Below are 24,486 nucleotides of genomic sequence, written 5' to 3' on the forward strand. Positions count from 1 at the left end.
AGAACGCGTGATCGAACAGCGTGAACACAGGTTCGGTCAGGCTCGCGATCCACGCGACGCTGCCGAGCAGCGCGAGGCGCATCACGAGCGCGAGCGCGATGCCGAGGCGCTGCGTGCGGGCGCGCTGCGCTTCGGGCAGCTTGTTGCTGAGGATCGAGATGAAGATCAGGTTGTCGATGCCGAGCACGACTTCCATCACGACGAGCGTCAGGAGCGCGGCCCAGACGGCGGGGTCGGCGGCAAGCGTCAGCAGGGAGTCCATGAAAAGGGCCGATTCGAAGGTGGAAAGCCCGATGATAGGTGGCGCACGATTTCGTAAAAATCAGAGAGAATCTGATCTTTGGTTCGGTTTTTACGAAATAACGATCCGATGCTGAATTTCCGCCATCTGTACTATTTCTGGGTCGTCGTGAAGGAAGGCGGCTTCGCGCGGGCCGCCGAGCGGCTCGACATGGCCGTGCAGACGATCAGCGCGCAGGTCCGCGAGCTGGAAAAGTCGCTCGGCCACCAGTTGCTGCGCCCGGCCGGGCGCGGTGTCGCGATGACCGACGCGGGCCAGGCCGCGTATGCGCGTGCGGAGGCCATCTTCGAGATGGGCCGGCTGATTCCCGACGAAGTGCGCGCGGCGGCCAGCCAGCCGACCGTGCGGCTCGCGGTCGGCCTCGCGGACGGGATCTCGAAGCTCGCCGCGCATGCGCTCCTCGCGCCGGTGCTCGACACGCCCACGCTGCGGCTGCTGTGCCACGAGGGCGAGCACGACGCGCTGCTCGCGGAACTCGCGCTCCATCACCTCGACCTCGTGCTGGCCGGCCAGGGCGCGCCGTCGGGGTCGAACCTGCGCGTGACGAGCGAGCGGCTCGTCGCGTCGCCGGTCGACTGGTACGGGCCCGCAGAGCTCGTCACGCCGGCCGCGCGACAGCGCTTTCCGGCGTGCCTCGCCGAGCTGCCGGTGCTGCTGCCGACCGCCCACTCGGCGCTGCGCGCGCGCCTCGACCTGTGGCTGGAGCGGGAACGGATCGTGCCCCGCATCGCTGGCGAATTCGAGGACAGCGCGCTGATGGCCGTGTTCGCGGCGCGCGGCCTCGGCGTGTTTCCGCTCAGCGAACTCGGCGCGACCGACGCATCGCTGCTGCGCGGGCTGCGCCGGCTCGGCCGCGCGGGCGACGTGACCGAGGAGATCCATGCGATCCGCTCGCGGCGCGGCGAACACCACCCGCTGGCGTCGCGCTTGCTCGCCGCCGCGCGGCCGGCGCCGGCCGGCTGAAGCGAGCGCGACATCAAACGAAACTATAATGACGCCCCGGCCATACGAGATTGCCACGCGCATCGCACCGGCCCCGCCGCCGCGTGCGTTGCGCCCGCAGCCCCGCGCGGCATCTCGCCGAGCCTATTGAAAGACGCCATGCACAACCGATTTCGCCTGTTTTCCGTTTCGTGCGCGCTCGCGGCCGCGACCGTGCTGGCGGCGTGCTCGTCGCCACCCAAGCCGATCTACCAGCAGGAGCAGTTCGACGCGACGAGCAGCCCGTATGCGCACACGTTCCACTCGAAATCCGACGCGTCCTGCGAGGCCGCGCGGCGCGCGCTGCTGAGCCAGGGTTATGTCGTGTCGTCGTCGCGCAACGACGCGGTCGACGGCAGCAAGAATTTCCAGCCGAGCAACGACATGCACGTCGTGATCGAGTTTCACGTCGTGTGCGCGGACGCGACTGCCGACGGCTCGTCGAGCATCGCGTACGTGAACGCGGTGCAGGACCGCTACACGCTGAAGAAGTCGAATACGTCGGCGAGCGTCGGGCTCAGCGTGTTCGGTTCGCTGTCGCTGCCGATCGGGTCGAGTGACGACGCGCTCGTGAAGACCGCGAGCGAGACGATTCCCGCCGGCGTGTTCTACGAGCGCTTCTTCAATCTCGTCGAGCATTTCCTGAAGATCGATCCGGCCCGCCGCGATCGCGCGACCGTGAAGGCGGCCGAGAAGGAGCCCGTGACGCCGCTGCCCGAGCCTGCGCCGACGCCGCAGGGCGAGCCGATGAAGATGACGACGCCGGTCGTGCCGACGCCGCCGGCGGCGCCGGTGCCGCTGTCCGTTCCGAGTGTCGCGCCGACGTCGGGCACGTCGGTCGTGCCGGGCGTGCCTGCTGCGGCATCGGCCGTGGTCGCGCCGGGGACGATGCGGGCCGTCGGGTCGGGGTTGGGAGCCGGAGTGGGTTCGGGGGCTGCGGCGGGTGCCGCGCCGGGTTCGGGTTCGGGTTCGGGTTCGGGTTCGGGTTCGGGTTCGGCACAAGCTTCGGCCTCGGCGCGGGCTTCGGCGCCTGCTTCGGCTGCGGTACCTGCTAAGACCTCGGCGCCCACCTCGGCTTCGACGCCCGCGTCAGCCTCCGCAGCCGCTTCAGCTTCGACGCCCACTTCCGCTTCGGCGCCTACGTCCGCTTCGACGCCGGCCACGTCGACGTCTGCCGCTACCACGGCGGCATCGTCCGTGCCTGTGCCGGCGGCGTCCGCGCCGACGCCCTCGAACGCTGCTCTGACGCCGGCAGGCAAGACGTCCGCACCCGCTGCTGCCGACCCCGTCGCGTCGTCCGCGCCGACCGGCGCCAGCGCGCCGTCCGCGAACTGACCGCGCGCGCCCTCGCCGCGCCGTGCACCGTGTGCGCGGTGCGCCGGCCGATCCCCGGCCCGTCACCCTCCGGCGAGAAGATCTTGCCCCCGGCCACTGGCTGCGCGCGCCCGGCGTGACGTAACCCGCGAGCGGAAACAGCCCGTCGCGACAGACGACACGCCCCCGATTCCGCGGATGCCCGCGATCGGTCCCGCCCCGCCGTCACTTCGCCGTCACTTCACCGCGACGTCTTCGTCCGCATCACGATCCGGCTGCGCTGCGTCACATGCCCGAGCGCGTTACCGCAGCGTCGCGTTCAGCGTCCGCATCTGCTCGGCCGTCGCCGTCACACCGCCGCACACGATCACCGCGATCTCCGACGCCGAAGCCAGCACCGGCACCGGTTCTTCGAGCGCGGCCAGCGCAGCACCGCACGCCGGCTCGACGACGATCCGGTGCTCGTCCAGGAACCGCAGCGACGCAGCCACCGCCTGCGCATCCGACACGACGACCGGATGGATCGCGTGCCGCTTCGCCCATTCGAGCGCCGCGTCGCACGGCCGCTTCGCGCCGAGCGACGTCGCGATGCTCGTGATCGCCGGCAATTCGACCGGGTGTCCGTGCGCGACCGAACGCGCGTAGCTGTCGGCGCCTTCCGTCCCGACCGCGACGACCGGCACGTCGTGCCAGCCGTTGCGCGCGAGCCCCTCGAGCACGCCGCACAGCAGCCCGCCGCCGCCGACCGCCAGCACGACCACGTCGGGCTTCGGGCCGACCGCCGCCATCTCGTCGATCATCGTCGCGTGCCCTTGCCACAGCACCGGGTCGTCGAACGGATGCACGAACGCGTCCTGCGTACCGACGGTCGACAGCGCGAACGCATTCGCCTCGGCCCAGCTCGCACCGTGCACGACCACCTCCGCCCCCTCGACGCGGATCAGCTCGCGCGCGCGGGCCGACGCGGTTTCCGGCACGACGACGAGCACCGGCACACCGAGTTCGCGGCCGCAATACGCGACCGCGATGCCCGCATTGCCACCCGACGACGACACGAACCGGTGCGCGCCGGCCGCATGCCGCGCTTCGCACGCCGCGCCGATGCCGCGCAATTTGAACGAGCCGGACGGCTGCAGCGCGTCGAGCTTCAGCCGGATGTTCTTGCCGAGACGGCGCGACGCGATTTGCGAGCGGATATAGGGGGTCTGGATATGAAGCGGCATGGTGCGGGACACGGTCGGGAATCGGGGCAAGGAGAACGCACGGGCCAGTGAACCGGCCCGGCAACGACGACCATCGTACGGCACGCCCGCCATGCTTTCCAATACCATCGGATGGCACTTGCTATGCTTGACAGGCATATCCACCGAATCGAGACCGAACACCGGAGCCGACACCGCATGCGCCAGATCGAACTGCGTCACCTGCGTTACTTCGTGGCCGTCGCGCAAGCCGGCAGCGTGATGGCCGGCGCGCGCGCGGCCGGCATCGTCCAGCCTGCGCTGTCGCGGCAGATCCGCGAGCTCGAGGATGCGATCGGCACGCCGCTGCTGATCCGCCGCGCGACGGGCGTCACGCTCACGGCGGCCGGCGCGAGTTTCCTGCAGGATGCCACCGGCCTGCTCGCGACATTGCAGGACAGCCGCGAACGCGCGTTGCGCAGCGCGGCCGGCCAGCTCGGCGAACTGCGCCTCGGCGCGCTGCCGAACTGTCTGCCGCTGCCGGTCGTCGCGAACGTGCTGAAGGCGTTTCGCGACGCGTGTCCGGACGTGAAGCTGTCGATCGCGCCGATGCTGTCGGCCGAACAGGCGGCGGCGCTGATGCGCGGCCAGCTCGACGGCGGCATCATGGCGTGGCGCCGCGACGAGGCGCCGCATCTGTCGGGCGTGCGGCTGCTGAGCGACCGCTTCGTGCTCGCGATGCCCGCGCCGCCCGGCGGCCGCTTCCACGCGCCGCGCACGCTCGCCGACGTCGCGCACGAACCGTTCGTCTGGTTCGACGCGCAGCGCTCCGCCGCGCACCACCGCTTCCTGATGGCCCAGTGCGACCGGGCCGGTTTCACGCCGCGCATCGCGCAGGTCGGCAGCGACATCCCGACGCTGATCGGTCTCGTCGCGGCCGGCATGGGCTGCGCATTCGTGCCGGAAAGCGCGTCGCCGACGTGCCCGCGCACGGTCCGGCTTGTCGCACTCGACGAACTCGCGAGCCGCTTCGACATCGAGTTCGTGTTCGACGGTGCGGCGGCGCCGGCTTCGCCCGTCGTCGCGCGGTTTCTCGAGGCGGTGCGCGACGCGGCCGGACGGGCGGACTGACCGACCGGCCTAGCATGCGCGACCCGCGCGACGCCGACGGATTTCGCCTCGGCGCGCGGCAGCGGATTCGGGCGTCTGCGCGCAGTCGCTTCGGACGACGGCCGGTATTAGCGTCATCGCCCACCCGGAACGTCCGTCCGAGTGCACGACAACTCTTTCGAATGGGTGACGATCGACGCCATCACGCCGGAATTTTCAAATTGACGCCAAAAAGGGCCGTTTAACGTCACTTCGAAACGTTATGCACCGAAATATACTGCGCCCGCATCCACCCTCGTGCCAAAGAGAGGATGCCTTTCCGCCCCGGTCACGGTCCCCCTGTGACCGGGGATTTTTTTGGGCGGCAAGCCGCGCCGGCAAAGGGTGGGTTGGCGGGAAGGATGACGCGCTCGCGCCGTGCCCGCCGGCTGTGCGGCCCGTCGCCCGACCGGCCTGACGACGCCGCGCGCCGGCCCGCCCCCGCCAGCCCCGCCTGCCGCCCGCATCACGTCGAACACCCGCCGCGTATCGAGCGCGACGCTCAAGCGGATCGCGCATCCGCCCGGACACCGCGTTCCGTCCAACGACGAAAACCTTGCTCCGGATACGGTTCGATCGTCCGCACGGCCGGCGGCCGGCCGTCGCATCGCGGGAAGCCCCGCGCGGCGGGCCGTACGCGCGTGCAGCCCCAATCGCGCATTGTTGACATGAAATCAAGATAATTTCGCCCGAGCACGGCTTTTTCCGCAAAAGTAACGCAGGCACACTTCACCCTGTCCACAACGGCCCGGTGCCGTTGCCCCATGCTTACCGGAGCGCATCGCGTGAACACCACGACTTCTTCCCCTTCCCGCCCGGGCGGCAGCGCCGCGCTGCCGCTGCTGGCGCTCGCCGCCGGTGCATTCGGCATCGGCACGACCGAGTTCTCGCCGATGGGCCTCTTGCCCGTGATCGCCGACGGCGTGCACGTGTCGATTCCGCAGGCCGGCATGCTGATCAGCGCGTATGCGATCGGCGTGATGGTCGGCGCGCCGCTGATGACGCTGCTGCTCGCGCGCTGGTCGCGCCGCTCGGCGCTGATCGCGCTGATGTCGATCTTCACGATCGGCAACCTGCTGTCGGCCATCGCGCCGGACTACACGACGCTGCTGCTCGCGCGACTCGTCACGAGCCTGAACCACGGCGCGTTCTTCGGGCTCGGCTCGGTGGTCGCGGCCAGCCTCGTGCCGCGCGAAAGGCAGGCCAGCGCGGTCGCGACGATGTTCATGGGCCTCACGATCGCGAACGTCGGCGGCGTGCCGGCCGCGACCTGGCTCGGCCAGATGATCGGCTGGCGCATGTCGTTCGCGGCGACCGCCGTGCTCGGCCTGATCGCGATCGCCGGCCTGTTCGCCGCGCTGCCGAAGGGCGCAGCCGGCAGGATGCCCAACCTGCGTGCCGAACTGTCGGTGCTGACGCGCCCGGTCGTGCTCGGCGCGCTCGGGACCACGGTGCTCGGCGCCGGCGCGATGTTCACGCTGTACACGTATGTTGCCCCGACGCTCGAACACCTGACCGGCGCGACGCCCGGCTTCGTCACCGCGATGCTCGTGCTGATCGGCGTCGGCTTCTCGATCGGCAACATCGCCGGCGGCCGCCTCGCCGACCGCTCGCTCGACGGCACGCTGATCGGCTTCCTGGTGCTGCTGATCGTGACGATGGCCGCGTTCCCGCTGCTCGCGCGCACCCATGCCGGCGCCGCGGTCACGCTGCTGGTCTGGGGTGTCGCGACGTTCGCGGTGGTCCCGCCGCTGCAGATGCGCGTGATGCGTGCCGCACACGAAGCCCCGGGCCTCGCTTCGGCCGTCAACATCGGCGCGTTCAACCTCGGCAACGCAGTCGGCGCGGCAGCGGGCGGCGCGGCGATCTCGGCCGGCTTCGGCTACGCGGCGGTGCCGCTCGTCGGCGGGCTGATCGCGGCGGCGGGGCTCGCGCTCGTCGCGCTGCAGATGATCCAGCGCCGCCGCGCGCCGGTCGCCGCGAATTCGTGAGCGCCCGGTGATCCGCGTGGTGCCGATACGCGGCACCGCGATTGAGAAATGCCCGCGCCGAGATTCCGGTGCGGGCATTTTCGTTGAAGGCCTGCGCATCGCGCGCCGCCGCTTCGACGTTTCGACGTTTCGACGTACCGACGCATCGACGCATCGACGTACCGACGTATCGACGTATCGACGTATCGACGTCTCAGCGCCTCAGCGCCTCAGCGCGCGCCGGCGAACCCGCCGAAGAACGCGCGCGCATTCACGTCGAGGCTCTCGAGGTGATAGCCGCCTTCCTGCACGATCACCGTCGGCAAGCCGAGCGCACCGATCGCGCCGCCGAGCCGGCCGAACCCGTCGGTCGTGACGGCCACCTGCGATTGCGGGTCGTCCTTGTAGATGTCGAAGCCGAGCGCGAGCACGAGCGCGTCGGGCTGGAACCGCGCGAGCGCGCGCAGCGCGTCGTCGAGCCGCTCGAAGAACGCCGACTCGGGCGCGCCGTGCGGCATCGGCAGGTTCAGGTTGTAGCCGTCGCCGGCGCCCGCGCCCGTCTCGTCCTCGTAACCGGCGACGACCGGATAGAAATTGGTCGGGTCGCCATGGATCGATACGTACAGCACGTCGTCGCGGCCGTAGAAGATCTCCTGCACGCCCTGCCCGTGATGCATGTCGGTGTCGAGGATCGCGACCCGGCGATGGCGGCCGAGCAGCGCCTGCGCGGCGATCGCCGCATTGTTCAGGTAGCAGAAGCCGCCGGCCGCATCGCGGCGCGCGTGATGGCCGGGCGGCCGGCACAGTGCGTACGCATCGCGCGCGCCGTCGTTCACGTCCGACGCGGCCGCGAGCGCGCTCTGCGCGGACCAGTACGCGGCGCGCCACGTGTTCGCGCCGACCGGGCAACTGCCGTCGGCGAGATAGCGCGCGGCCTTCGCGAGCACGCCGCGCAGCGGGTTCGGGTCGCGCACGAACACGTTCGACATCACTTCGTCGCCCCAGTCGTCGGGCATCCGCTTCCAGTCGCGATGCGCTTCCTCGAGAAAACGCAGGTAGTTCATGTCGTGCACGGCCGCGATCGGCGCGGTGCCGCGGTCGGCCGGCTCGCGCACGTCGAAGTCGAGCGCATGCACCGCCGCGACCAGCCGCGCCGCGCGCTCGGGCACCTCCTGCGGCTCGCGCATCCTGCCGCGCGACAGGTAGGTGCGCGGATGGTGCAGCAACTGTTCGGGGTGGAAATAGGTTTTCATCGTGGGTCCTCGTCGATTCGCCGTGTCATGCGTCGTGCGCGGCCGCGGCCACGCGCGTCGCGACGCCCGCTCGCGCGAGCACCGCGTTGAGCAGCACGTTCGTGCCGCGCGTCACGTCGTCGGGCAACGCGTCTTCGGCCTCGTTGTGCGACAGCCCGTCGACGCACGGGATGAACACCATCGCGGTCGGCACGCGGCGCGCGAGCAGGATCGCGTCGTGACCGGCGCCGCTGACGATCCGCTCGTTCGTGTAGCCGAATGCGTCCGCCGCCTGCGCGACCAGTTCGACGCAGGCGCGGTCGAACGGCGTCGCCGGGCTGCGCCAGCAGGTCTCGATCGACACCTGAACGCCGCGCGCGGCGGCCACGCGCGCGCAGGCATCGCGCAGGTCGCGCTCCATCGCATCGACCTGCGCATCGTCGTGATGGCGCAGGTCGACCGTGAACGTCACGTCGCCTGCGATCGTGTTGCGCGACGCGTTGCGGATGCCGACCTGCCCGATCGTCGCGAGCCCGCGCGGCGCGTAGCCCGCGACGATCCGTTCCAGTTCGAGTGCGATCTGCGCACTCGCGAAATACGCGTCCTTGCGATACGGCATCGGCGTCGTGCCCGCATGCGCGGCCACGCCCGTCACGCTCACGTCGAGCCAGCGGATCGCCTGCCCGCCCGTGACGACGCCGATCGTCGTGCCGTTCGCCTCGAGCACCGGGCCCTGTTCGATATGCGCTTCGAAATACGCGTCGAGCGCGCCGCCCGGCGCGCGCGTGCCGCGGTAGCCGCATGCGTCCAGCGCGGCGCCGAGCGTGACACCGTCGGCATCCTGCTTCGCGAGCGCGTCGTCGAGCGGCAACGCACCCGTGAACACCGCCGAGCCGAGCATCGCCGGGGCGAAACGCGCGCCTTCCTCGTTGGTCCACGACACGATCTCGAGCGGCTTGTCGGTCGCGATGCCCGCATCGTTCAGCGTGCGCACGAGCTCCAGCGCGGCGAGCACGCCGTACACGCCGTCGAAGCGCCCGCCTTCGGGCTGCGTGTCGAGATGGCTGCCGATCAGCACCGGCGCGGCCTGCGCATCGGTGCCGGCGCGCCGCGCGAACAGGTTGCCGACCGCATCGACGCTCACCGTCATTCCCGCGTCGCGGCACCACTGAGCGAACAGGTCGCGCCCGCGCCGATCGTCGTCGGTCAGCGCAAGGCGCCGCACACCGCCGCGCGGCGTCGCGCCGATGCGTGCCATGTCGGCCAGGCTGCGCCACAGGCGGGCACCGTCGATTTCCAGCAGGTCTTTCATTTGCACTCCGATGAATTCGTTCGTTGAGTTTCAGCGCGAGCCGAGCGCTTCGGCGGCGGCCGGCCGGGCCGCGCGGCGCGCGTCGAGCGCGACGATGCAAAGCAGCGAGACGCCGGCGAGACCCGTGTAGAACACCGCGAGCGGCCACCACTGGCCCGCGAAGCGATGCGCGAGCCAGGTGCCGACGAGCGGCGTCAGGCCGCCCGCGAGCGCGCCGCAGATCTGATAAACGAGCGAGATCGCCGAATAGCGCACGTGCGCGGGAAACACGCCGCTCACGAAGCCGGCGATCACCGAATAGAAACCGGCCATGCAGACGACCGCGAGCGCGATGCCCGCGACGAGCGACGCGGACGTACCGCCCTGCACGAGCATGAACATCGGGTACGGCGACAGCATCGCGAGCAGCGCGGCGATCTTCAGGAAACGCGCGCCGCCGATGCGCTCGGCGATCCACGCGGCGATCGGCTGTACGATGAACTGGATGATCGCGACCGCGAACAGGCTGTCGAGGATCAGCGCGCGCGACACGCCGACGTACTGCGTCGTGTACGCGATCATGAACGTGTTCGTGAAATAGACGCCCGCGATCCCGATCGTGTTCGCGCCGATGCAGAGCAGCACGAGCCCCGATGCGGAGCGGAACACTTCGGCGACCGGCAGCTTCACGGTACGGTTCGCCTCCTTCACGCGCGCGAACTCCGGCGACTCGTTCACGCCGAGCCGGATCAGGATGCCGACCACGAGCAGCACCGAGCTCGCGAGAAACGGCAGGCGCCAGCCCCACGCGAGGAAGTCGGCCTTGTCCATCGACGTGACCGCGCGGAACGCGACCAGCGACAGGATCAGCCCGGCCGGGCTGCCGAGCTGCGCGAACGACGCGAAGAAGGTGCGGCGGCCCTGCGGCGCGTGTTCGCCCGCCATCAGCACCGCGCCGCCCCACTCGCCGCCGACCGCGATCCCCTGCACGACGCGCAGCGCGACCAGCAGCACCGGCGCGAGCATGCCGACCTTCGAATAGTCGGGCAGCAGCCCGACGCAGACGGTCGCGACGCCCATCATCATCAGCGTCGTCATCAGCGCCTTCTTGCGGCCAATGCGATCGCCGAGGTGGCCGAACACGATGCCGCCGAGCGGGCGCGCGAAGAAGCCGACCGCGAACGTCGCGAACGACGCCATCGTGCTGACGAAGCGGTCATGCGACGGGAAATAGAGTTCGCCGAACACGAGCGCGGCGGCGGTCGCGTAGATGTAGAAGTCGTACCACTCGATCATCGTGCCGATGAACGCGGCCGTCGCGGCACGCGCCGGCTGGCGGGCGGAAGGAAGGGACTGGGTCATGCGGGCTCCTGGCGCGCGCCGCGGCACGCGCGATATCGTGATGGCCGGCCGTCTGTCGCGGCCTCGCGCCGCACGGTGCGGCGCCCCTCCTTTATCGGCGACCGCACATCATTAGTCAAATTTCAAGTTATTATTTCGCGTATAAATTCAGCTAATGACTGACCCGATGCGCGCCGACCTCGCCCCCTTCCTCAACGACCGCCTCGACTGGAACCTGCTGCGCACCTACCTGGTGATCATGCAGGAGCGCAGCGTGAGCCGTGCGGCCGCGCGCCTGCACGTGACGCAGCCGGCCGTGAGCCAGGCGCTGCGGCGGCTCGAGGAGGCCCTCGAGCGCAAGCTGATCGAGCGGCGCGGCGCGCACTTCGCGCCGACGCCGGCCGGCGAAGCCGTGTACCGGATCGCGAGCGACATCTACGGCGGCGTGTCGCGGCTCGAAACGGAACTCGACGACAGCACGGCCGACCTGACCGGCTCGATCCGGCTGCTGACGGTGAGCCGCATCGAGTCGCCGGTCTACGACGAATTCCTCGCCGACTTCCATCGCGCGTATCCGCGCATCGACCTGCAGATCGAGGTGATGCGCTCGTCGGACATCCTGTCGTCGCTGCTGCAGAAGACAGCCACCGCCGGGCTCGGCCTGTGCCGCACGCCGCACGACAAGCTGGAGATGCGCTGCTTCCTGCGGCAGCGCTACGCGATCTACTGCGGCCGCCATCACCGGCTGTTCGGGCAGACCCAATTGCGGATGGACGACCTGCTCGCGGAAAACTTCGTGTCGTTTACGAGCGACCAGATCGGCGACAGCCTGTCGCCGCTCACCGTGTTCCGCGACCAGAAGGGCTTCACCGGACGCATCGTCGCGTCGTCGCCGAGCCTCGAGGAAGTGCGGCGGCTGATCTTCGCCGGTTACGGCATCGGTTGCCTGCCGGAGCACATCGTGCGCGACGACATCGCGCAGCAACGCCTGTGGCGCCTGCCGCCGGACGATGGGCTCGTCGACGTCGACGTGTTCCTGCTGTGGCATCGCGACCGCAAGATGAACGCGGCCGAGCAGGCGTTCCTCGACGCGATGGAGCGCTGCATGCAGCGTCATTCGCTCGCGGAACGGCTGGGGATGTGAGCGCGCGGATGTTGGCGCGCGAATGCGGGCGCACGCATGCCGGCGCGCGATTGCGCGCACCCGTGACGGGAAACAGGCGCCGACCCGCGCGGCCCGGCGCCCGATGCACCGTCAGAAGCGATGCACGATGCCGAGCTGCACGCCGCGCGCATTCGCGCCCGGATACGCGAGCGGCAGGCCCGGGTTCGCCGCGCCGGCGAGCGTGTAGCTAGCCTGGTTGCGGTTGCGCAGGTACGACAGCGCGCCATAGAAGCTCGTGCGCTTCGACAGGTCGTATTCGTACATCAGCCCGAACTGGTCCGCGTTGTCGCCCTGCGACGTCTGGTCGTGCAGGTACGCATAGCCGAGCGCGACGTAGTTCGCCGGATTGAGCTGGTACTTGACCGACAGCCCGTACACGCGCGAATCGATCCCGAGGTCGGCCCACTTCACCGCGGAGAAGCCTCCGTACACCGTCGCCTTGCCGATTGCGTACGACGCGCCGGCCATGATCGTGCGATCGGTCGTGGTCGCGGTCTTGTTCTTCAGCCACTGGCCCGCGACGAATGCCGCGAACGGCCCGTGCTCGTAGGTCACGTCGAACTGCTGGCTCGAGCCAGCCGAGCGCACGCCGCCCGCGTCGCCGAATCCGAAATACAGCCCGGCCTGGAAGCCGGCGATCTCGGGACTCTGGTACGACAGCGTATTGCTGGTGCGGAACGCGAACACGGTCAGGTTGTCCATGCCGGACGCCTGCGTGACGCCGCCGAACGCGTCCTGCCCGCCCTGGTCGTTGAACAGCGGCGAATTCTGGCGGCCCGCACGCACCTTGCCCCACTGCCCCGCGATGCCGACCCACGCCTGCCGGTTGAACATGCTGCCCGAGCTTGCCAGCGAACCGTCGTTCGGGTTGAAGCCGTTCTCGAGCGCGAACTCGATCTTCTGGCCGCCGCCGATGTCCTCGCCGCCCTTCAGCCCGAAGCGGCTGCCCCACTGGCCGCCCGAGCCGATCGCCGCCGTGTAGCCGTTGCCGGTATTCACGTACTGCGCGAATTCGTCGATCACGCCGTACAGCGTGACGCCGTCCTGCGCGAGCGCGGCGCCCGACCCACCCAGGCATGCGGCCGTAACGGCCATGCGAAGACCGGCATGCGCCGATCGCGCCCGGGAACGATTGTCTCGTGCGTTCATCTGCTTAGTCCTACTATTCAATGAAAGGAGAATGGAACGATGCCGGGCACGGTGGTCTGCCATGCCGGCATCGCGGATAACGAAGGTGAGGTGCAGCGCGGCTGCCGGTCGCGCCCGGTTCGGCGCGGCGGGCCGCTCAGGCCGGCTGCAGGCCGGCCCGACGGACGACGCGATGCGTCAGTGATGAACCTCGCCGCGTTCGAGCGGCAGGATCAGGCGCTCGGGGATGCTGCGCCGCGACGCACGCGCGCCGACGTAGTACAGCACGGCCGGCACGATGAGGCCGAGGATCCACGAGATGTCGGTGCCGCCGAGCGCGTCGACGAGCGGGCCTGTGTAGATGTGCGTCGACATGAACGGCAGCTGCACCAGGATGCCGACCACGTAGATCGTGATCGCCATCACGTTCCAGCGGCCATAGCGGCCATCCGGATCGGACAGCGCGGGCACGTCGTAGCGCGAGCGCGTGAAGCAGTAGTAGTCGACCAGGTTGATCGCGCTCCACGGCGTGAAGAACGCGAGCAGGAACAGGATGAACGCGGTGAATTCCTTCAGGAACGAATGGCGGCCGGCGAGCGCGATCAGCGTCGACACGCAGATCATCCCGAAGATGTACACGAGACGGCTCTTCGACGACACCGCGCCCTTGCCGCGGAAACCGCTGACGATCGTCGCCATCGACATGAAGCTGCCGTACGCGTTGAGCGCGGTCACCGTCACCTTGCCGAACGCGATGCTGAAGTACAGCAGCGCGGCCACGGCGCCCGTCGAGCCGAGGCCGACGATATACGACACCTCGTGGTGCGCGAACTGGCTGCCGGCCAGCGCGGCCGCGAACACGCCGAACACCATCGCCGCCTGCGCGCCGATCACCGAGCCGAGGCCGACCGCGAGGAACGTGGCGACCGACGACGTCGAGCGCGGCAGGTAGCGCGAGTAGTCGGCGACGTACGGGCCGAACGCGATCTGCCACGACGCGGACAGCGACATCGACAGCAGGAAGCTCGCGAGCGAGAAGTGCCTGTTCGCGAGCAGCGCGCCGACGTCGTGGTTCGCGAACAGCTGCGTGAACATGTAGACGAACGCGACGATGCCGATCACGCTCGCGATCCGGCCGACGAAGTGGATCGCGCGATAGCCGAACACCGTCAGCACGACGATCACGGCCGCGAACAGCAGGATGCCGGCCGCGTCGTCGACGTGCAGCAGTTGCGCGACGGCCTGCCCGGCGAGCACCGAGCCACTGGCGGAAAAACCGATGTACATCAGGCACACGAGCACGATCGGGATCATCGCGCCGTAGACGCCGAACTGCACGCGGCTCGAGATCATCTGCGGCAACCCGAGCTGCGGCCCCTGCGCGCCGTGCAGCGCCATCACCGCACCGCCGATGAACTGGCCGAGCAGCAGCGCGACCAGCGACCAGAACACGTCGCCGCCGAGCACGACCGCCAGCGCGCCCGTGACGATGGCCGTGATCTGCATGTTCGCGGACAGCCACAGCGTGAACTGGCTCAGCAGTCCGCCGTGGCGTTCGGCGTCGGGAATGAAATCGATCGAGCGTACCTCGATCAGACCGCCGGCTTTTCCACTGGGATTCGTTGACACGGGTAAATCTCCAAGATACTGAGGATCACAAATGGTTGGGACGAGACGGAAAACGTGCCGAGCCGCCCTTTCGGCTCGTCGGGTGCGGGGCGCCGTGGATCGCCGGCATGCGCCACGCACGCACGGTCAGCACGCTGGCGCGCAACGGGCACGACGTGTGCCGACATTGCCAGCGGATGATCTTGTATATACAACTTGGCTGATATCGGTGATTACCCGGAATCCGGGAATTTTGGAAATCGTCTGAGAAAACGGGATACGTCCGACCTGCGGAGCAGTCGGTTGTGCGCATGAAAATTGTATGGAAAACGAAAGCTCAGCCGTCGGCGGGCGACACGGGATCGGGTGCGGCGACCATGTCGCCGGCAGGAAGGAGTGTCAGCATGCGCCGCACGGCTTCGACGTCGCGTGCATGCAACCACTCGTCGTAGTCGTCGCGACGCAGGATCACGACGCCCCGCTTCTCGTCGCCGGGCCGATGCATGCGCGCGAACACCGGATGATCGTCCGCATTGACCGTGAGCATCGTCATGCCGATCCGCTCGTGGCCGTCGGCCGCTTCGTAGCGCCGCCAGAGGCCGGCGACGCAGCACGGTCGCCAGCCGTCGACGCCGATCCGGTGCCACACGTTGCGGCCCGTCTCGTAGCACGGCTCGAAGATCCAGCGCGCCGGAATCAGGCAGCGCTGGCCATTGCGCCAGGCGTTGCCGTAGAGTCGCGACTCACCGACCGTCTCCGCGCGCGCGTTCACCGTATCGAGCTTCCTTCGCTTGCGGCCGTGCTCATCGAGACGCTCGGGCTGCATGAACTTCGGCCAGAAGCCGAACACCGCGCTGACGACCGCGAGACCGTCGCCGTCGGCACGTGCGATGGGCGCCGCATAGTCCGGATATACGTCGGGTTCCCACGGATCGCGGCGGAACAGATCGCCGATGCCGATCCTCAGCTCGCTGATGCCCGGGTCTTCATCGGGGGCGCGGTAGTGGGTGCACATGGTTGGGCAGACGATGGACGCGATGTCTTCATCGTAGGTCAGCCTGCACGCGACATGTCCGCTATTGCCTGGTGTGACGAAACAGTCTTGCAACGGGTCGGCCTGCTTGACGGCGTCGTGCGCGAACCGCCGGCGCAGGCCGTCCGTTCGTTCAGCCGTGCCGCCGGCGGCACGTCGTCGCCGGTTGCGGTTCAGGCCAACCGTTCCGATCCGATCACCTGCACGCCCGGGCGCGCGTCGAGCGCGGCGTCGGCCTTGACCGATCGTCGGCAATCCGGATATTCGAAGCACGAACCGTCGTGTCGAATCCGGCGCGGGAGACACGAAGCCGACGCACGCGATCGACACAAACAAGAAGCCCCGCCGTGGCGGGGCTTCGATCAGCCGCACGGGTCGGCACATGCTCACACGTGCAGCGCATGTCCCAGCGCGCGCAACGCCGCCTCCTGCATCGCTTCGCCGAGTGTCGGATGCGCGTGGATCGTGCCGCCGATGTCCTCGAGCCGCGCGCCCATCTCGAGCGATTGCGAAAACGCGGCGGCCAGTTCCGACACGCCGCGCCCCACAGCCTGCCAGCCGACGATCAGGTGCGTGTCGCGCCGCGCGACGACGCGCACGAAACCGTCGGTCGCCTGCAGCGTCATCGCGCGGCCGTTCGCCGCGAACGGGAACGACGCGCTGATGCAGTCGACACCGGCCGCCTTCGCGTCGTCGGGCGACCAGCCGGACGTGACGACCTCGGGATCGGTGAAGCACACGGCCGGGATCGAGGCCGGCGTGAACTTGCGGCGCCGTCCCGCGATCAGCTCGGCCACCATCTCGCCTTGCGCCATCGCGCGATGCGCGAGCATCGGCTCGCCGGCGACGTCGCCGATCGCCCATACGTTGCGCATCGACGTCCGGCATTCGTCATCGATGCGCAGCGCGCGACCGTTGCGATCGAGCGGCATCGATTCGAGCCCGAAGCCGTCGACGCGCGGCCGGCGACCCACCGCGACCAGCACCCGATCGGCCGGCAGGGTTTTCTCCGCGCCGTCGGGCGCCTGCACGCGCACGGCGCCGTCGCTCGCGAGGCCCAGCACCTTGTTGCCCGTCCATAGCCCGACGCCGAGCCGCGCGAGCGAATCGGCGACCGGCTTCGCGAGTTCCGCGTCGTATGCGGGCAGCACGCGCCCGGCCGCCTCGACGATGCTCACGTCGACGCCGAGCTTGCGATAGACGAATCCGAGTTCGAGCCCGATGTAGCCGGCACCGACGACGACCAGCCGCTTCGGCAACGACGCGGGCGACAGCGCCTCGGTCGACGAGACGACGTGCGCGCCGAACGGCATCGACGGCAGTTCGACCGGCTCCGAACCCGTCGCGAGCAACAGGTGCTCGCAGGCGATCCGCGTCGTGTGGTCGCCGGCGACGACGTCGACCGTCTTGCCGTCGACGACGCGCGCGTCGCCGTGCAGCACGCGCACGCCGTGCTTCTTCAGCAGCGCGCCGACGCCGCGCGTGAGCCGCTCGACGATGCCGTCCTTCCATGCGACGCTTTTCGCGATGTCGATCTCCGGCGCGCGCACGCGAATCCCGAGCATCCCCTCGACGGCCTGCCCGCGCGCCTGCTCGAACGCGTCGGCGACGTGGATCAGCGCCTTCGACGGAATGCAGCCGATGTTCAGGCACGTGCCGCCGAGCCGGTCGCGCTCGACGAGCACCGTCGGAATGCCGAGCTGCCCCGCGCGAATCGCGGCGACGTAACCGCCCGGCCCGCCGCCGATCACGAGCAGCGTGGTGTGTTCGTTCTTCATCGGGCTCACTCCACGAACAGCAGCGCCGGGCGCTCGAGCACCTCGCGCACGGCCTGGATGAATTCGGCCGCGTCCGCGCCGTCGACGACGCGATGGTCGAACGACGACGACAGGTTCATCATCTTGCGCGCGACGATCGCGCCGTCGCGGATCATCGGCCGCTCGACGATCCGGTTCACGCCGACGATGCCGACCTCGGGATGGTTGATGACCGGCGTCGACACGATGCCGCCGAGCGCGCCGAGGCTCGAGATCGTGATCGTCGAGCCGGTCAGCTCGTCGCGCTGCGCGCGGTTCGCGCGCACCGCGTCGGCGAGCCGCGCGATTTCCGCCGAGATCGACCACACGTCGCGCGCTTCCGCATGACGCAGCACCGGCACCGTGAGGCCGCCGTCCGTCTGCGTCGCGACGCCCATGTGCACCGCGCCGTATCGCGTGACGACACCGGCTTCGTCGTCGTAGCGCGCGTTGATCTGCGGGAAGTCGCGCAGCGCGATCACCATCGCGCGGATCAGCAGCGGCAGCGGCGTGAGCCGGCCGCGTGTGTCGCCGTGGCGTCGGTTCAGCTCGGCGCGCAGCGCTTCGAGTTCGGTGACGTCGATCTCCTCGACGTAGCTGAAGTGCGGAATGCGGCGCTTCGCTTCCTGCATCTTGCGCGCGATCGCGCGCCGCAGGCCGATCACCGGCACTTCGGTTGCGTCGTTGCGCTCGGCGTAGCCGCACGCTTGCGATCCGCGCGCGGCGCCGCCGCCCGTGCGCGCATACGCGTCGAGGTCCGCATGCAGGATCCGCCCGGCCTCGCCGGTGCCGCGCACGTAGCGCAGCTCGATGCCCATGTCCCACGCGCGCTGGCGCACCGCCGGCGACGCGAGCGGCCGTTCGCCCGGCGCGAGCGCCGCGCGCGGCGGCGCCGCATGTTCCGCGCGGCGCGGCTCGGCCGGCGCGCGGGACGCGGCATGCGTCGCCGCCTTCGACGACGCATGTGTTTCGGATCCCTCAGCGATGGAAGACGACTCGGCAGGCACGTCGACCGCCGCCGCTCGCCGCGTCGCATCCGGGCCTGCATCGTGTGCTTTCGCGCCCGATTTCAGGTTGCCGTCGCCTTCGACTTCGAGACGAATCAGCTCGCTGCCGACCGCCATCATCTCGCCGATCCTGCCGCCGAGCTCCAGCACCTTGCCCGCCACCGGCGACGGAATCTCCACCGCCGCCTTGTCGGTCATCACATCGGCGAGCGGCTGGTCTTCGGCGATCGTCTGCCCCGGTTGAACGTGCCAGGCCACCAGCTCGACCTCGGCGATCCCTTCGCCGATATCCGGCATCTTGATGACATGAATCCCCATCTCAGGCCTCCATCACGCGTCGCAACGCTTCGCCGACCCGGGCCGGCCCGGGGAAATACGCCCATTCCTGCGCGTGCGGATACGGCGTGTCCCAGCCCGTCGTCCGCTCGACCGGCGCCTCCAGATGGTAGAAGCAGTGCTCCTGGACGAGCGACACCAGCTCCGCGCCGTAGCCGCAGGTGCGCGTCGCCTCGTGCACGACCACGCAGCGACCGGTCTTGCGCACCGACGCGACGATCGTGTCGAGATCGACCGGCCACAGCGTGCGCAGGTCGATCACTTCCGCATCGATGCCGGTCTCCTCGGCAGCCGCCAGCGACACGTGGACGGTCGTGCCGTACGTCAGCACCGTCACGTCGTTGCCGGGCCGCACGACGGCGGCCGTGTCGAGCGGCACCGTGTAATAGCCGTCCGGCACCTCACTGCCCGGATGCTTGAGCCACGACGTGACCGGACGCTCGTGATGGCCGTCGAACGGCCCGTTGTACAGGCGTTTCGGCTCGAGGAAGATCACCGGATCGTCGTTCTCGATCGACGCGATCAGCAGTCCTTTCGCGTCGTACGGATTCGACGGCATCACCGTGCGCAGTCCGCAGACCTGCGTGAACATCGCCTCCGGGCTCTGGCTGTGCGTCTGGCCGCCGTAGATGCCGCCGCCGCACGGCATCCGGATCGTCAGCGGCGCGGTGAACTGGCCCGCCGAGCGATAGCGCAGCCGCGCGCCTTCCGACACGATCTGGTCGGACGCCGGATAGAAGTAGTCCGCGAACTGGATCTCGCAGACCGGCCGCAAGCCATACGCGCCCATCCCGACCGCAGCGCCCACGATCCCGCCTTCCGAGATCGGCGCGTCGAACACGCGCGACTTGCCGTACTTGGCCTGCAGCCCCTCGGTGCAGCGGAACACGCCGCCGAAGTAGCCGACGTCCTGCCCGAACACGACCACGTCGTCGTCGCGGCCGAGCATCACGTCCATCGCGGAGCGCAGCGCCTGGATCATCGTCATCGGCTGGGCCGACGCCGTCGTTGTTTCATGTTGCGCCATGATCACGCTCCCAGTTCCTGGCGCTGACGGCGCAGATGCGCGGGCAGCTCCTTGTACACGTCGTCGAACATCGACGCGGGCGACGGAATCCGGTCGTCGGCCAGCGTCCCGAACTTCTCCGCTTCCTTCTGCGCGGCGATCACCTCGGCTTCCAGTTCGGCCGTGAGCGCGTCGTGCGCGCTGTCCGACCAGATGCCCTTCGCGATCAGGTGCTGCTTGAAGCGGGCGATCGGATCGCCGAGCGGGAAATGGGCCCAGTCGTCGGCCGGCCGGTATTTCGTCGGATCGTCCGACGTCGAATGCGCGCCGGCGCGATAGGTGACCCACTCGATCAAGGTCGGGCCTAGATTACGGCGCGCGCGTTCGGCGGCCCAGGTCGACGCCGCGTAGATCGCGAGGAAGTCGTTGCCGTCGACGCGCAGCGAAGCGATGCCGCAGCCGACGCCGCGCCCGGCGAAGGTCGTCCCCTCGCCGCCCGCGATCGCCTGGAACGTCGAGATCGCCCACTGGTTGTTGACGACGTTCAGCACGACCGGCGCGCGATACACGTGCGCGAACGTCAGTGCAGTGTGGAAGTCGGCTTCCGCGGTCGCGCCGTCGCCGATCCACGCGGACGAGATCTTCGTGTCGCCCTTGATCGCCGACGCCATCGCCCAGCCGACCGCCTGGATGAACTGCGTCGCGAGATTGCCGGAGATCGAGAAGAAGCCGGCTTCGCGGTCCGAGTACATCACCGGAAGCTGGCGCCCCTTCAGCGGGTCGCCTTCGTTCGACATCAGCTGGCAGATCATCCGTTCGAGCGGCACGTCGCGCGCGATCAGGATGCTTTGCTGGCGGTAGGTCGGGAAGCACATGTCGCCGTGACGCAGCGCCATCGCATGCGCGGCGCCGATCGCCTCTTCGCCGAGGCTCAACATGTAGAAGGAGATTTTCTTCTGACGCTGCGCGATCATCATCCGCGCGTCGAAGATGCGGGTCTTCAGCATCGCGCGCATCCCGGCGATCAGGCGCGCATCGTCGAGATCCGGCGCCCACGGTCCGAGGGCTTCGCCGTGATCGTCGAGCACGCGCACCAGGCTGCGGGCGAGATGGGCGGTGTCCGCCGGCGCTACGTCGATCGGCGGGCGGCGAACCGCGCCGGCCGGCGATAGATGCAGATAGGAAAAATCCGTCTTGCAGCCCGGGCGCCCGGTGGGCTCCGGCACATGCAGACGCAATGGCTCTGACAGGCTCATCGTGTCGTCTCCACGCTCGATTGTGTCTCACGCTGATAAAGGCGCGCGGCCGGTTGCCGGCTCACGCGCAGGCTGGCGCGCGGATAAGCACGCCAACCTTGGGAATGTATGCCTTGCCGTGCCGGACGTCGATGCCCAACCCGCTCGTTCGGGGTGAGCAGATTTGCCATGGCGGCGACGATGGGCGAGCGGCGTTGCCGGTGGGTTTGAAGGACGGTTGCGTGTGCTGCGATGCGTCAACGCGTCGGCGAGCGCGGAATCGATGCGCGTCTGTCACGCGTGTCGGAGGGTACGAAGCGAAAGACCCCGCGAAATCCTGGATTTCGGCGGGGTCTTTGTCTTTGTCGGTGCGCGTCCGCGTGCTTCAGCGCTCACGCGCCGGATCGTTCCGGCGCGCGAAGGCGCGAAGGCGCGATGCGTCGATGATGCGATGCGTCACGCGTCGGGGCGCGCGATGTCGAAGCGGCTGTCGGGCGTCACGTGCACGTAGGCGGACGGGCCGCCCGCGCGCAGAATGATGCCGGCGCCGAACGTGTCGAAGAGGCCGTCCTTCAGCAGGTCGTGACGGATATGCACGGCGACGACCTCGCCCAGCACCAGCGTGGCCGGCGTCTCGACGCCGCGGTGGTCGCGCAGCCGGATCACGTCGGTCACCTTGCATTCGAAGTTGACGCCACTTTCCGCCACGCGCGGCACGCTGACGAGGCGCGACGGAATCGCGGTCAGGCCGCCGAGTTCGAATTCGTTCACGCCGTACGGCACGGCGGCACAGGTCTGGTTCATCCGGTCGGCAAGGTCGCGCGTCGCGAGGTTCCAGACGAACTCGCCGGTTTCCTGCACGTTGCGCAGGCTGTCCTTCGCGGCCGTGCTCGAAAAGCCGATGATCGGCGGACGATAGTTGAATGCGTTGAAGAAGCTGTACGGCGCGAGGTTGAGCGTGCCGTCGTTGCCGCGGGAGGAAATCCAGCCGATCGGGCGCGGGCCCACGATCGCGTTCAACGGATCGTGCGGCAGCCCGTGGCCTTGCGACGGTTCGTAATAGTGGTAGTTCGAATCGGTCATGGCGGGTGGTCTTGCGGGAGGGAAACGTCGTTTGATTCCATCGGCCGCGTCACGTGCGCGACGATGGTGGCGACGGCCTGTGCGACGTAGGTGCCAAGTATCACACGGCGGCGCTTTCGTCGCAGCGAAGTGGCCCGCCGTGGCCTGGCGAGCCGACATTTCCCTTCAAGCCCGAAATTCAGGACTTTTTTACCCACACATGACCGATAACCGCCCGGAGAGCAGCGTCAGAAATGATGCAGCAGCGCGACACGCGCGACGTATTGATTCGGGCCTGACGAGATATCGGCGGCGCCCGGAATGTACGCGTAGTCGAAGTCGGTTCCAGTGTGCGCGTTCAGCGCATGCTGATAGACACCTTCGACGAACACCGACGTGCGTTTCGACAAGTCGTAGTTCAGCTTCGCGCTCAGTTGATGCCACTTCGGATTGAACGAGCCGACCGTCGACGCCACGCGGGCCTGGGTGTACGTGTATGCCGCGCCGACGTAGAACGCGGTCGTGAAGTGATAGAGGCCGTTCACCTCGAAGTTGTCGAATTTCCACGACTGCCACGCACCGCCCGCCGGCTGCGTCGTACCGGTGAAATACGCGTTCGAAGTCGGATCGTAGACGTCGACGTGCGAATACGTGAATCCCACGAGCGCATTCGAGAACGCGTAATTCACGCCGATGCCGATGTTCTGCTGCGACGACGCATCGAACGTGTTGTCGCCGGTGATCGCCCCGGTCGAATCGGCATTGCGTGCGTTGTTGATCTTCAGATACGACGCGCCGACCGTCAGCCCGCCCTGCTGGTATTGCAGCGCGGCGCCATAGAGACGGTTGTTCGCGAAGCCGCCCGCCTGATTGCTGAATCCATACATCGCCTCCGCGGTAACACCGTGCCACGCGGGCGACACGTACTTGACCGCGTTGTTCACGCGGAACGAGTAGTCGGTGTTGTCGTTGTCGTACGGATGCGAGAACAGGTAGCCGGTCCAGTTGCCGTTTGCGGTGAGCGGCGAGAAGACGTCGACGCTCGGATCGTACTGGCGACCGAACGTCAGGGTGCCGTAACGATCCGACGCGATGCCGACGAAAGCCTGACGGCCGAATTCCCGGCCGCCCTGGCTCATTTTCCCGTTGTTGACGTCGAAGCCGCTCTCGAGCGTGAAAATCGCCTGGTAGCCTGCGCCGAGGTCTTCGGTGCCCTTGATACCCCAGCGGCTGCCGTAGTCGTAGCCGCTTTGCAATTGCACGGTTCCGTGGCCGCGCGCGTTGCTCGTGTAGTTGATACCGTCCTCGATCTTGCCGTACAGCGTCACGCTGCTTTGTGCATGCGCCGCGGCAGCAAGCAACGCGGCGGGTGCGATGATCCCCCAACGCATGTTCATGACGATTTACCCCCAGGTCTTTCGTTTGCTGGTCGCAACGGTTGCGTGCTGCGAAGGTGCGTCGCGTCGATGTTTCCCGGCGATGCGACGGGCGCAGTGTAATGAGCCGTTTTTCTGCTGTTAGCGGCCTGCGGCGGAAAGGTGCTCTCCAGAACGCCGGCTGTTTTTCGGCGCGGAAAGCGGATAGCCGGGTGTTGAAGCGCGCTTCATTCGGGCGACGAGCGGACGCCTGAAGCAAATTGCGGGGAATCGATATTTCAATCGCCGGTACGTTTGCGTTTGGCCGGCGCGGGGGAGCAACAGGAACCGGCCGCCGCCATCGAAGCACGACCTGAAAAACAAAAAACCCGCGAGCGGCTGGTTTCTCGCGGGTTTTCGGAACTTCATGGAATCGCACGGAAGCGATCTTGGTGCCGGGGACCGGACTCGAACCGGCAAGCCAGTTAAGGCGGCGGATTTTCGTCACACTGCTTTTTTCAAAGCCGGCGTCGTCGAAACGAAGCCGTTCGTGCGCTGGACTATGCCTTCGCCGTCGCGCGCGGGCGGTGTTGCCGCCCGTGCGCCTTAGGCGCCCCCCGTCTAGTCTCTACACCTTCCTCGCTGCACTCGTACCGCGAGGCTTGGCTCGGCGTTGCCTCGACGCAGGCGCGCGTCAGGGGTTTCACCGAATTTGAAGGGTTCTGCACCGGTCGTTTCCGGCCGGGCACTCAATCGTTTAAGTCCGCTATGTTTACCAATTTCATCACCCCGGCAAAAGGGCGGACGCGATTCTACCATTGCTTGCACATGCATTAGCTGATTCGCGTGCATTGCATCGCGATGCAGCATGTCGGCCTGCCCTGTCCACACCCGAACCCGAGCACCGCAACCGACGTCGGCGCGACACCGTCGCCGATTTCCTCCCGCGCCGCAGCATCCGCCGATACAATCGAATCCGCCCCGCTCGCCGGGCG

19 protein-coding genes are annotated in these 24,486 nt (G+C 68.4%); 5 read left to right on the top strand and 14 right to left on the bottom strand.

Annotation, left to right across the window (positions count from 1 at the left end; all coding sequences use genetic code 11):
• On the bottom strand, nucleotides 1–262 hold a 262-nt coding region (locus U4Z31_RS25630; protein WP_415750301.1), incomplete at its 3' end, for a TerC family protein.
• 108 nt (nucleotides 263–370) lie between these two features.
• Here U4Z31_RS25630 and U4Z31_RS25635 point away from each other — a divergent pair.
• Together U4Z31_RS25635 and U4Z31_RS25640 are read left to right on the top strand one after the other, a co-directional pair.
• A complete protein-coding gene (locus U4Z31_RS25635; RefSeq protein ID WP_321811728.1) occupies nucleotides 371–1,264 on the top strand; it encodes a LysR family transcriptional regulator in 894 nt (297 codons plus the stop codon).
• Nucleotides 1,265–1,402: 138 nt separating this feature from the next.
• Complete coding sequence (locus tag U4Z31_RS25640) at nucleotides 1,403–2,617, top strand: DUF2242 domain-containing protein (protein ID WP_321811729.1); 1,215 nt, start codon at nucleotides 1,403–1,405, stop codon at nucleotides 2,615–2,617.
• A gap of 281 nt (nucleotides 2,618–2,898) precedes the next feature.
• Here U4Z31_RS25640 and U4Z31_RS25645 read toward each other — a convergent pair whose 3' ends face one another.
• Complete coding sequence (locus U4Z31_RS25645; RefSeq protein ID WP_321811767.1) at nucleotides 2,899–3,819, bottom strand: pyridoxal-phosphate dependent enzyme; 921 nt, start codon at nucleotides 3,817–3,819, stop codon at nucleotides 2,899–2,901.
• A 177-nt stretch (nucleotides 3,820–3,996) separates the two neighbouring features.
• Here U4Z31_RS25645 and U4Z31_RS25650 point away from each other — a divergent pair, with 177 nt between their 5' ends.
• Both U4Z31_RS25650 and U4Z31_RS25655 read left to right on the top strand, forming a co-directional pair.
• Nucleotides 3,997–4,908: a LysR family transcriptional regulator gene (locus U4Z31_RS25650; RefSeq protein ID WP_321811730.1), complete on the top strand. Its 912-nt coding sequence runs from the start codon at nucleotides 3,997–3,999 to the stop codon at nucleotides 4,906–4,908.
• 803 nt (nucleotides 4,909–5,711) lie between these two features.
• On the top strand, nucleotides 5,712–6,917 hold the full coding sequence (locus tag U4Z31_RS25655; RefSeq protein ID WP_321811731.1) for an MFS transporter: 1,206 nt from the start codon (nucleotides 5,712–5,714) through the stop codon (nucleotides 6,915–6,917).
• Between the two features lie 209 nt (nucleotides 6,918–7,126).
• Here U4Z31_RS25655 and U4Z31_RS25660 read toward each other — a convergent pair whose 3' ends face one another.
• From U4Z31_RS25660 to U4Z31_RS25670, 3 genes are read right to left on the bottom strand one after another with little or no spacing between them, the layout of a single operon-like run.
• Nucleotides 7,127–8,149 carry a histone deacetylase family protein gene (locus U4Z31_RS25660; protein ID WP_044844930.1) on the bottom strand — a complete coding sequence of 341 codons (1,023 nt, stop codon included), beginning with the start codon at nucleotides 8,147–8,149 and terminating at the stop codon, nucleotides 7,127–7,129.
• A gap of 25 nt (nucleotides 8,150–8,174) precedes the next feature.
• Nucleotides 8,175–9,440, bottom strand: a complete 1,266-nt coding sequence (locus U4Z31_RS25665; RefSeq protein WP_321811732.1) for a Zn-dependent hydrolase — start codon at nucleotides 9,438–9,440, stop codon at nucleotides 8,175–8,177.
• Nucleotides 9,441–9,470: 30 nt separating this feature from the next.
• A complete protein-coding gene (locus U4Z31_RS25670; RefSeq protein WP_321811733.1) occupies nucleotides 9,471–10,781 on the bottom strand; it encodes an MFS transporter in 1,311 nt (436 codons plus the stop codon).
• Between the two features lie 166 nt (nucleotides 10,782–10,947).
• Here U4Z31_RS25670 and U4Z31_RS25675 point away from each other — a divergent pair, with 166 nt between their 5' ends.
• Nucleotides 10,948–11,904 (top strand): LysR family transcriptional regulator, encoded by a 957-nt coding sequence (locus U4Z31_RS25675; RefSeq protein ID WP_124487628.1) that lies wholly within the window; start codon nucleotides 10,948–10,950, stop codon nucleotides 11,902–11,904.
• A 111-nt stretch (nucleotides 11,905–12,015) separates the two neighbouring features.
• Here U4Z31_RS25675 and U4Z31_RS25680 read toward each other — a convergent pair whose 3' ends face one another.
• The 9 genes from U4Z31_RS25680 to U4Z31_RS25720 all read right to left on the bottom strand — a co-directional run bounded on the left by U4Z31_RS25680 (nucleotide 12,016) and on the right by U4Z31_RS25720 (nucleotide 23,533).
• Nucleotides 12,016–13,074, bottom strand: coding sequence for a porin (locus tag U4Z31_RS25680; protein ID WP_321811734.1), 1,059 nt, complete (start codon nucleotides 13,072–13,074; stop codon nucleotides 12,016–12,018).
• A gap of 177 nt (nucleotides 13,075–13,251) precedes the next feature.
• On the bottom strand, nucleotides 13,252–14,682 hold the full coding sequence (locus U4Z31_RS25685; protein ID WP_044844935.1) for a purine-cytosine permease family protein: 1,431 nt from the start codon (nucleotides 14,680–14,682) through the stop codon (nucleotides 13,252–13,254).
• A gap of 316 nt (nucleotides 14,683–14,998) precedes the next feature.
• Nucleotides 14,999–15,676: an SOS response-associated peptidase family protein gene (locus U4Z31_RS25690; RefSeq protein WP_321811768.1), complete on the bottom strand. Its 678-nt coding sequence runs from the start codon at nucleotides 15,674–15,676 to the stop codon at nucleotides 14,999–15,001.
• A gap of 404 nt (nucleotides 15,677–16,080) precedes the next feature.
• Nucleotides 16,081–17,472, bottom strand: a complete 1,392-nt coding sequence (gene lpdA, locus U4Z31_RS25695) for a dihydrolipoyl dehydrogenase (RefSeq protein ID WP_321811735.1) — start codon at nucleotides 17,470–17,472, stop codon at nucleotides 16,081–16,083.
• 5 nt (nucleotides 17,473–17,477) lie between these two features.
• Nucleotides 17,478–18,815, bottom strand: a complete 1,338-nt coding sequence (locus U4Z31_RS25700; protein WP_321811736.1) for a dihydrolipoamide acetyltransferase family protein — start codon at nucleotides 18,813–18,815, stop codon at nucleotides 17,478–17,480.
• Nucleotide 18,816: 1 nt separating this feature from the next.
• Nucleotides 18,817–19,860, bottom strand: a complete 1,044-nt coding sequence (locus tag U4Z31_RS25705) for an alpha-ketoacid dehydrogenase subunit beta (protein ID WP_321811737.1) — start codon at nucleotides 19,858–19,860, stop codon at nucleotides 18,817–18,819.
• A 2-nt stretch (nucleotides 19,861–19,862) separates the two neighbouring features.
• Nucleotides 19,863–21,095, bottom strand: a complete 1,233-nt coding sequence (locus U4Z31_RS25710) for a 3-methyl-2-oxobutanoate dehydrogenase (2-methylpropanoyl-transferring) subunit alpha (RefSeq protein WP_257775381.1) — start codon at nucleotides 21,093–21,095, stop codon at nucleotides 19,863–19,865.
• A 435-nt stretch (nucleotides 21,096–21,530) separates the two neighbouring features.
• Entirely contained in the window at nucleotides 21,531–22,157 is a 627-nt protein-coding gene (locus tag U4Z31_RS25715) for a flavin reductase family protein (RefSeq protein WP_321811738.1), read from the bottom strand.
• Between the two features lie 227 nt (nucleotides 22,158–22,384).
• The gene (locus U4Z31_RS25720) at nucleotides 22,385–23,533 is read right to left on the bottom strand and encodes a porin (protein ID WP_321811739.1); all 1,149 of its coding nucleotides are present in this window, start codon (nucleotides 23,531–23,533) and stop codon (nucleotides 22,385–22,387) included.
• Between the last annotated feature and the right edge of the window lie 953 nt (nucleotides 23,534–24,486).

The organism is Burkholderia sp. BCC1985, assembly GCF_905339915.1.
Taxonomy (GTDB): domain Bacteria; phylum Pseudomonadota; class Gammaproteobacteria; order Burkholderiales; family Burkholderiaceae; genus Burkholderia.

Coding starts and splice junctions, on each gene's coding strand:
- U4Z31_RS25635 (WP_321811728.1), top strand. CDS start 371: ATGCTGAATTTCCGCCATCTGTACTATTTCTGGGTCGTCGTGAAGGAA.
- U4Z31_RS25640 (WP_321811729.1), top strand. CDS start 1,403: ATGCACAACCGATTTCGCCTGTTTTCCGTTTCGTGCGCGCTCGCGGCC.
- U4Z31_RS25645 (WP_321811767.1), bottom strand. CDS start 3,819: ATGCCGCTTCATATCCAGACCCCCTATATCCGCTCGCAAATCGCGTCG.
- U4Z31_RS25650 (WP_321811730.1), top strand. CDS start 3,997: ATGCGCCAGATCGAACTGCGTCACCTGCGTTACTTCGTGGCCGTCGCG.
- U4Z31_RS25660 (WP_044844930.1), bottom strand. CDS start 8,149: ATGAAAACCTATTTCCACCCCGAACAGTTGCTGCACCATCCGCGCACC.
- U4Z31_RS25665 (WP_321811732.1), bottom strand. CDS start 9,440: ATGAAAGACCTGCTGGAAATCGACGGTGCCCGCCTGTGGCGCAGCCTG.
- U4Z31_RS25670 (WP_321811733.1), bottom strand. CDS start 10,781: ATGACCCAGTCCCTTCCTTCCGCCCGCCAGCCGGCGCGTGCCGCGACG.
- U4Z31_RS25675 (WP_124487628.1), top strand. CDS start 10,948: ATGCGCGCCGACCTCGCCCCCTTCCTCAACGACCGCCTCGACTGGAAC.
- U4Z31_RS25680 (WP_321811734.1), bottom strand. CDS start 13,074: ATGAACGCACGAGACAATCGTTCCCGGGCGCGATCGGCGCATGCCGGT.
- U4Z31_RS25690 (WP_321811768.1), bottom strand. CDS start 15,676: ATGTGCACCCACTACCGCGCCCCCGATGAAGACCCGGGCATCAGCGAG.
- lpdA (WP_321811735.1), bottom strand. CDS start 17,472: ATGAAGAACGAACACACCACGCTGCTCGTGATCGGCGGCGGGCCGGGC.
- U4Z31_RS25700 (WP_321811736.1), bottom strand. CDS start 18,815: ATGGGGATTCATGTCATCAAGATGCCGGATATCGGCGAAGGGATCGCC.
- U4Z31_RS25705 (WP_321811737.1), bottom strand. CDS start 19,860: ATGGCGCAACATGAAACAACGACGGCGTCGGCCCAGCCGATGACGATG.
- U4Z31_RS25710 (WP_257775381.1), bottom strand. CDS start 21,095: ATGAGCCTGTCAGAGCCATTGCGTCTGCATGTGCCGGAGCCCACCGGG.
- U4Z31_RS25715 (WP_321811738.1), bottom strand. CDS start 22,157: ATGACCGATTCGAACTACCACTATTACGAACCGTCGCAAGGCCACGGG.
- U4Z31_RS25720 (WP_321811739.1), bottom strand. CDS start 23,533: ATGAACATGCGTTGGGGGATCATCGCACCCGCCGCGTTGCTTGCTGCC.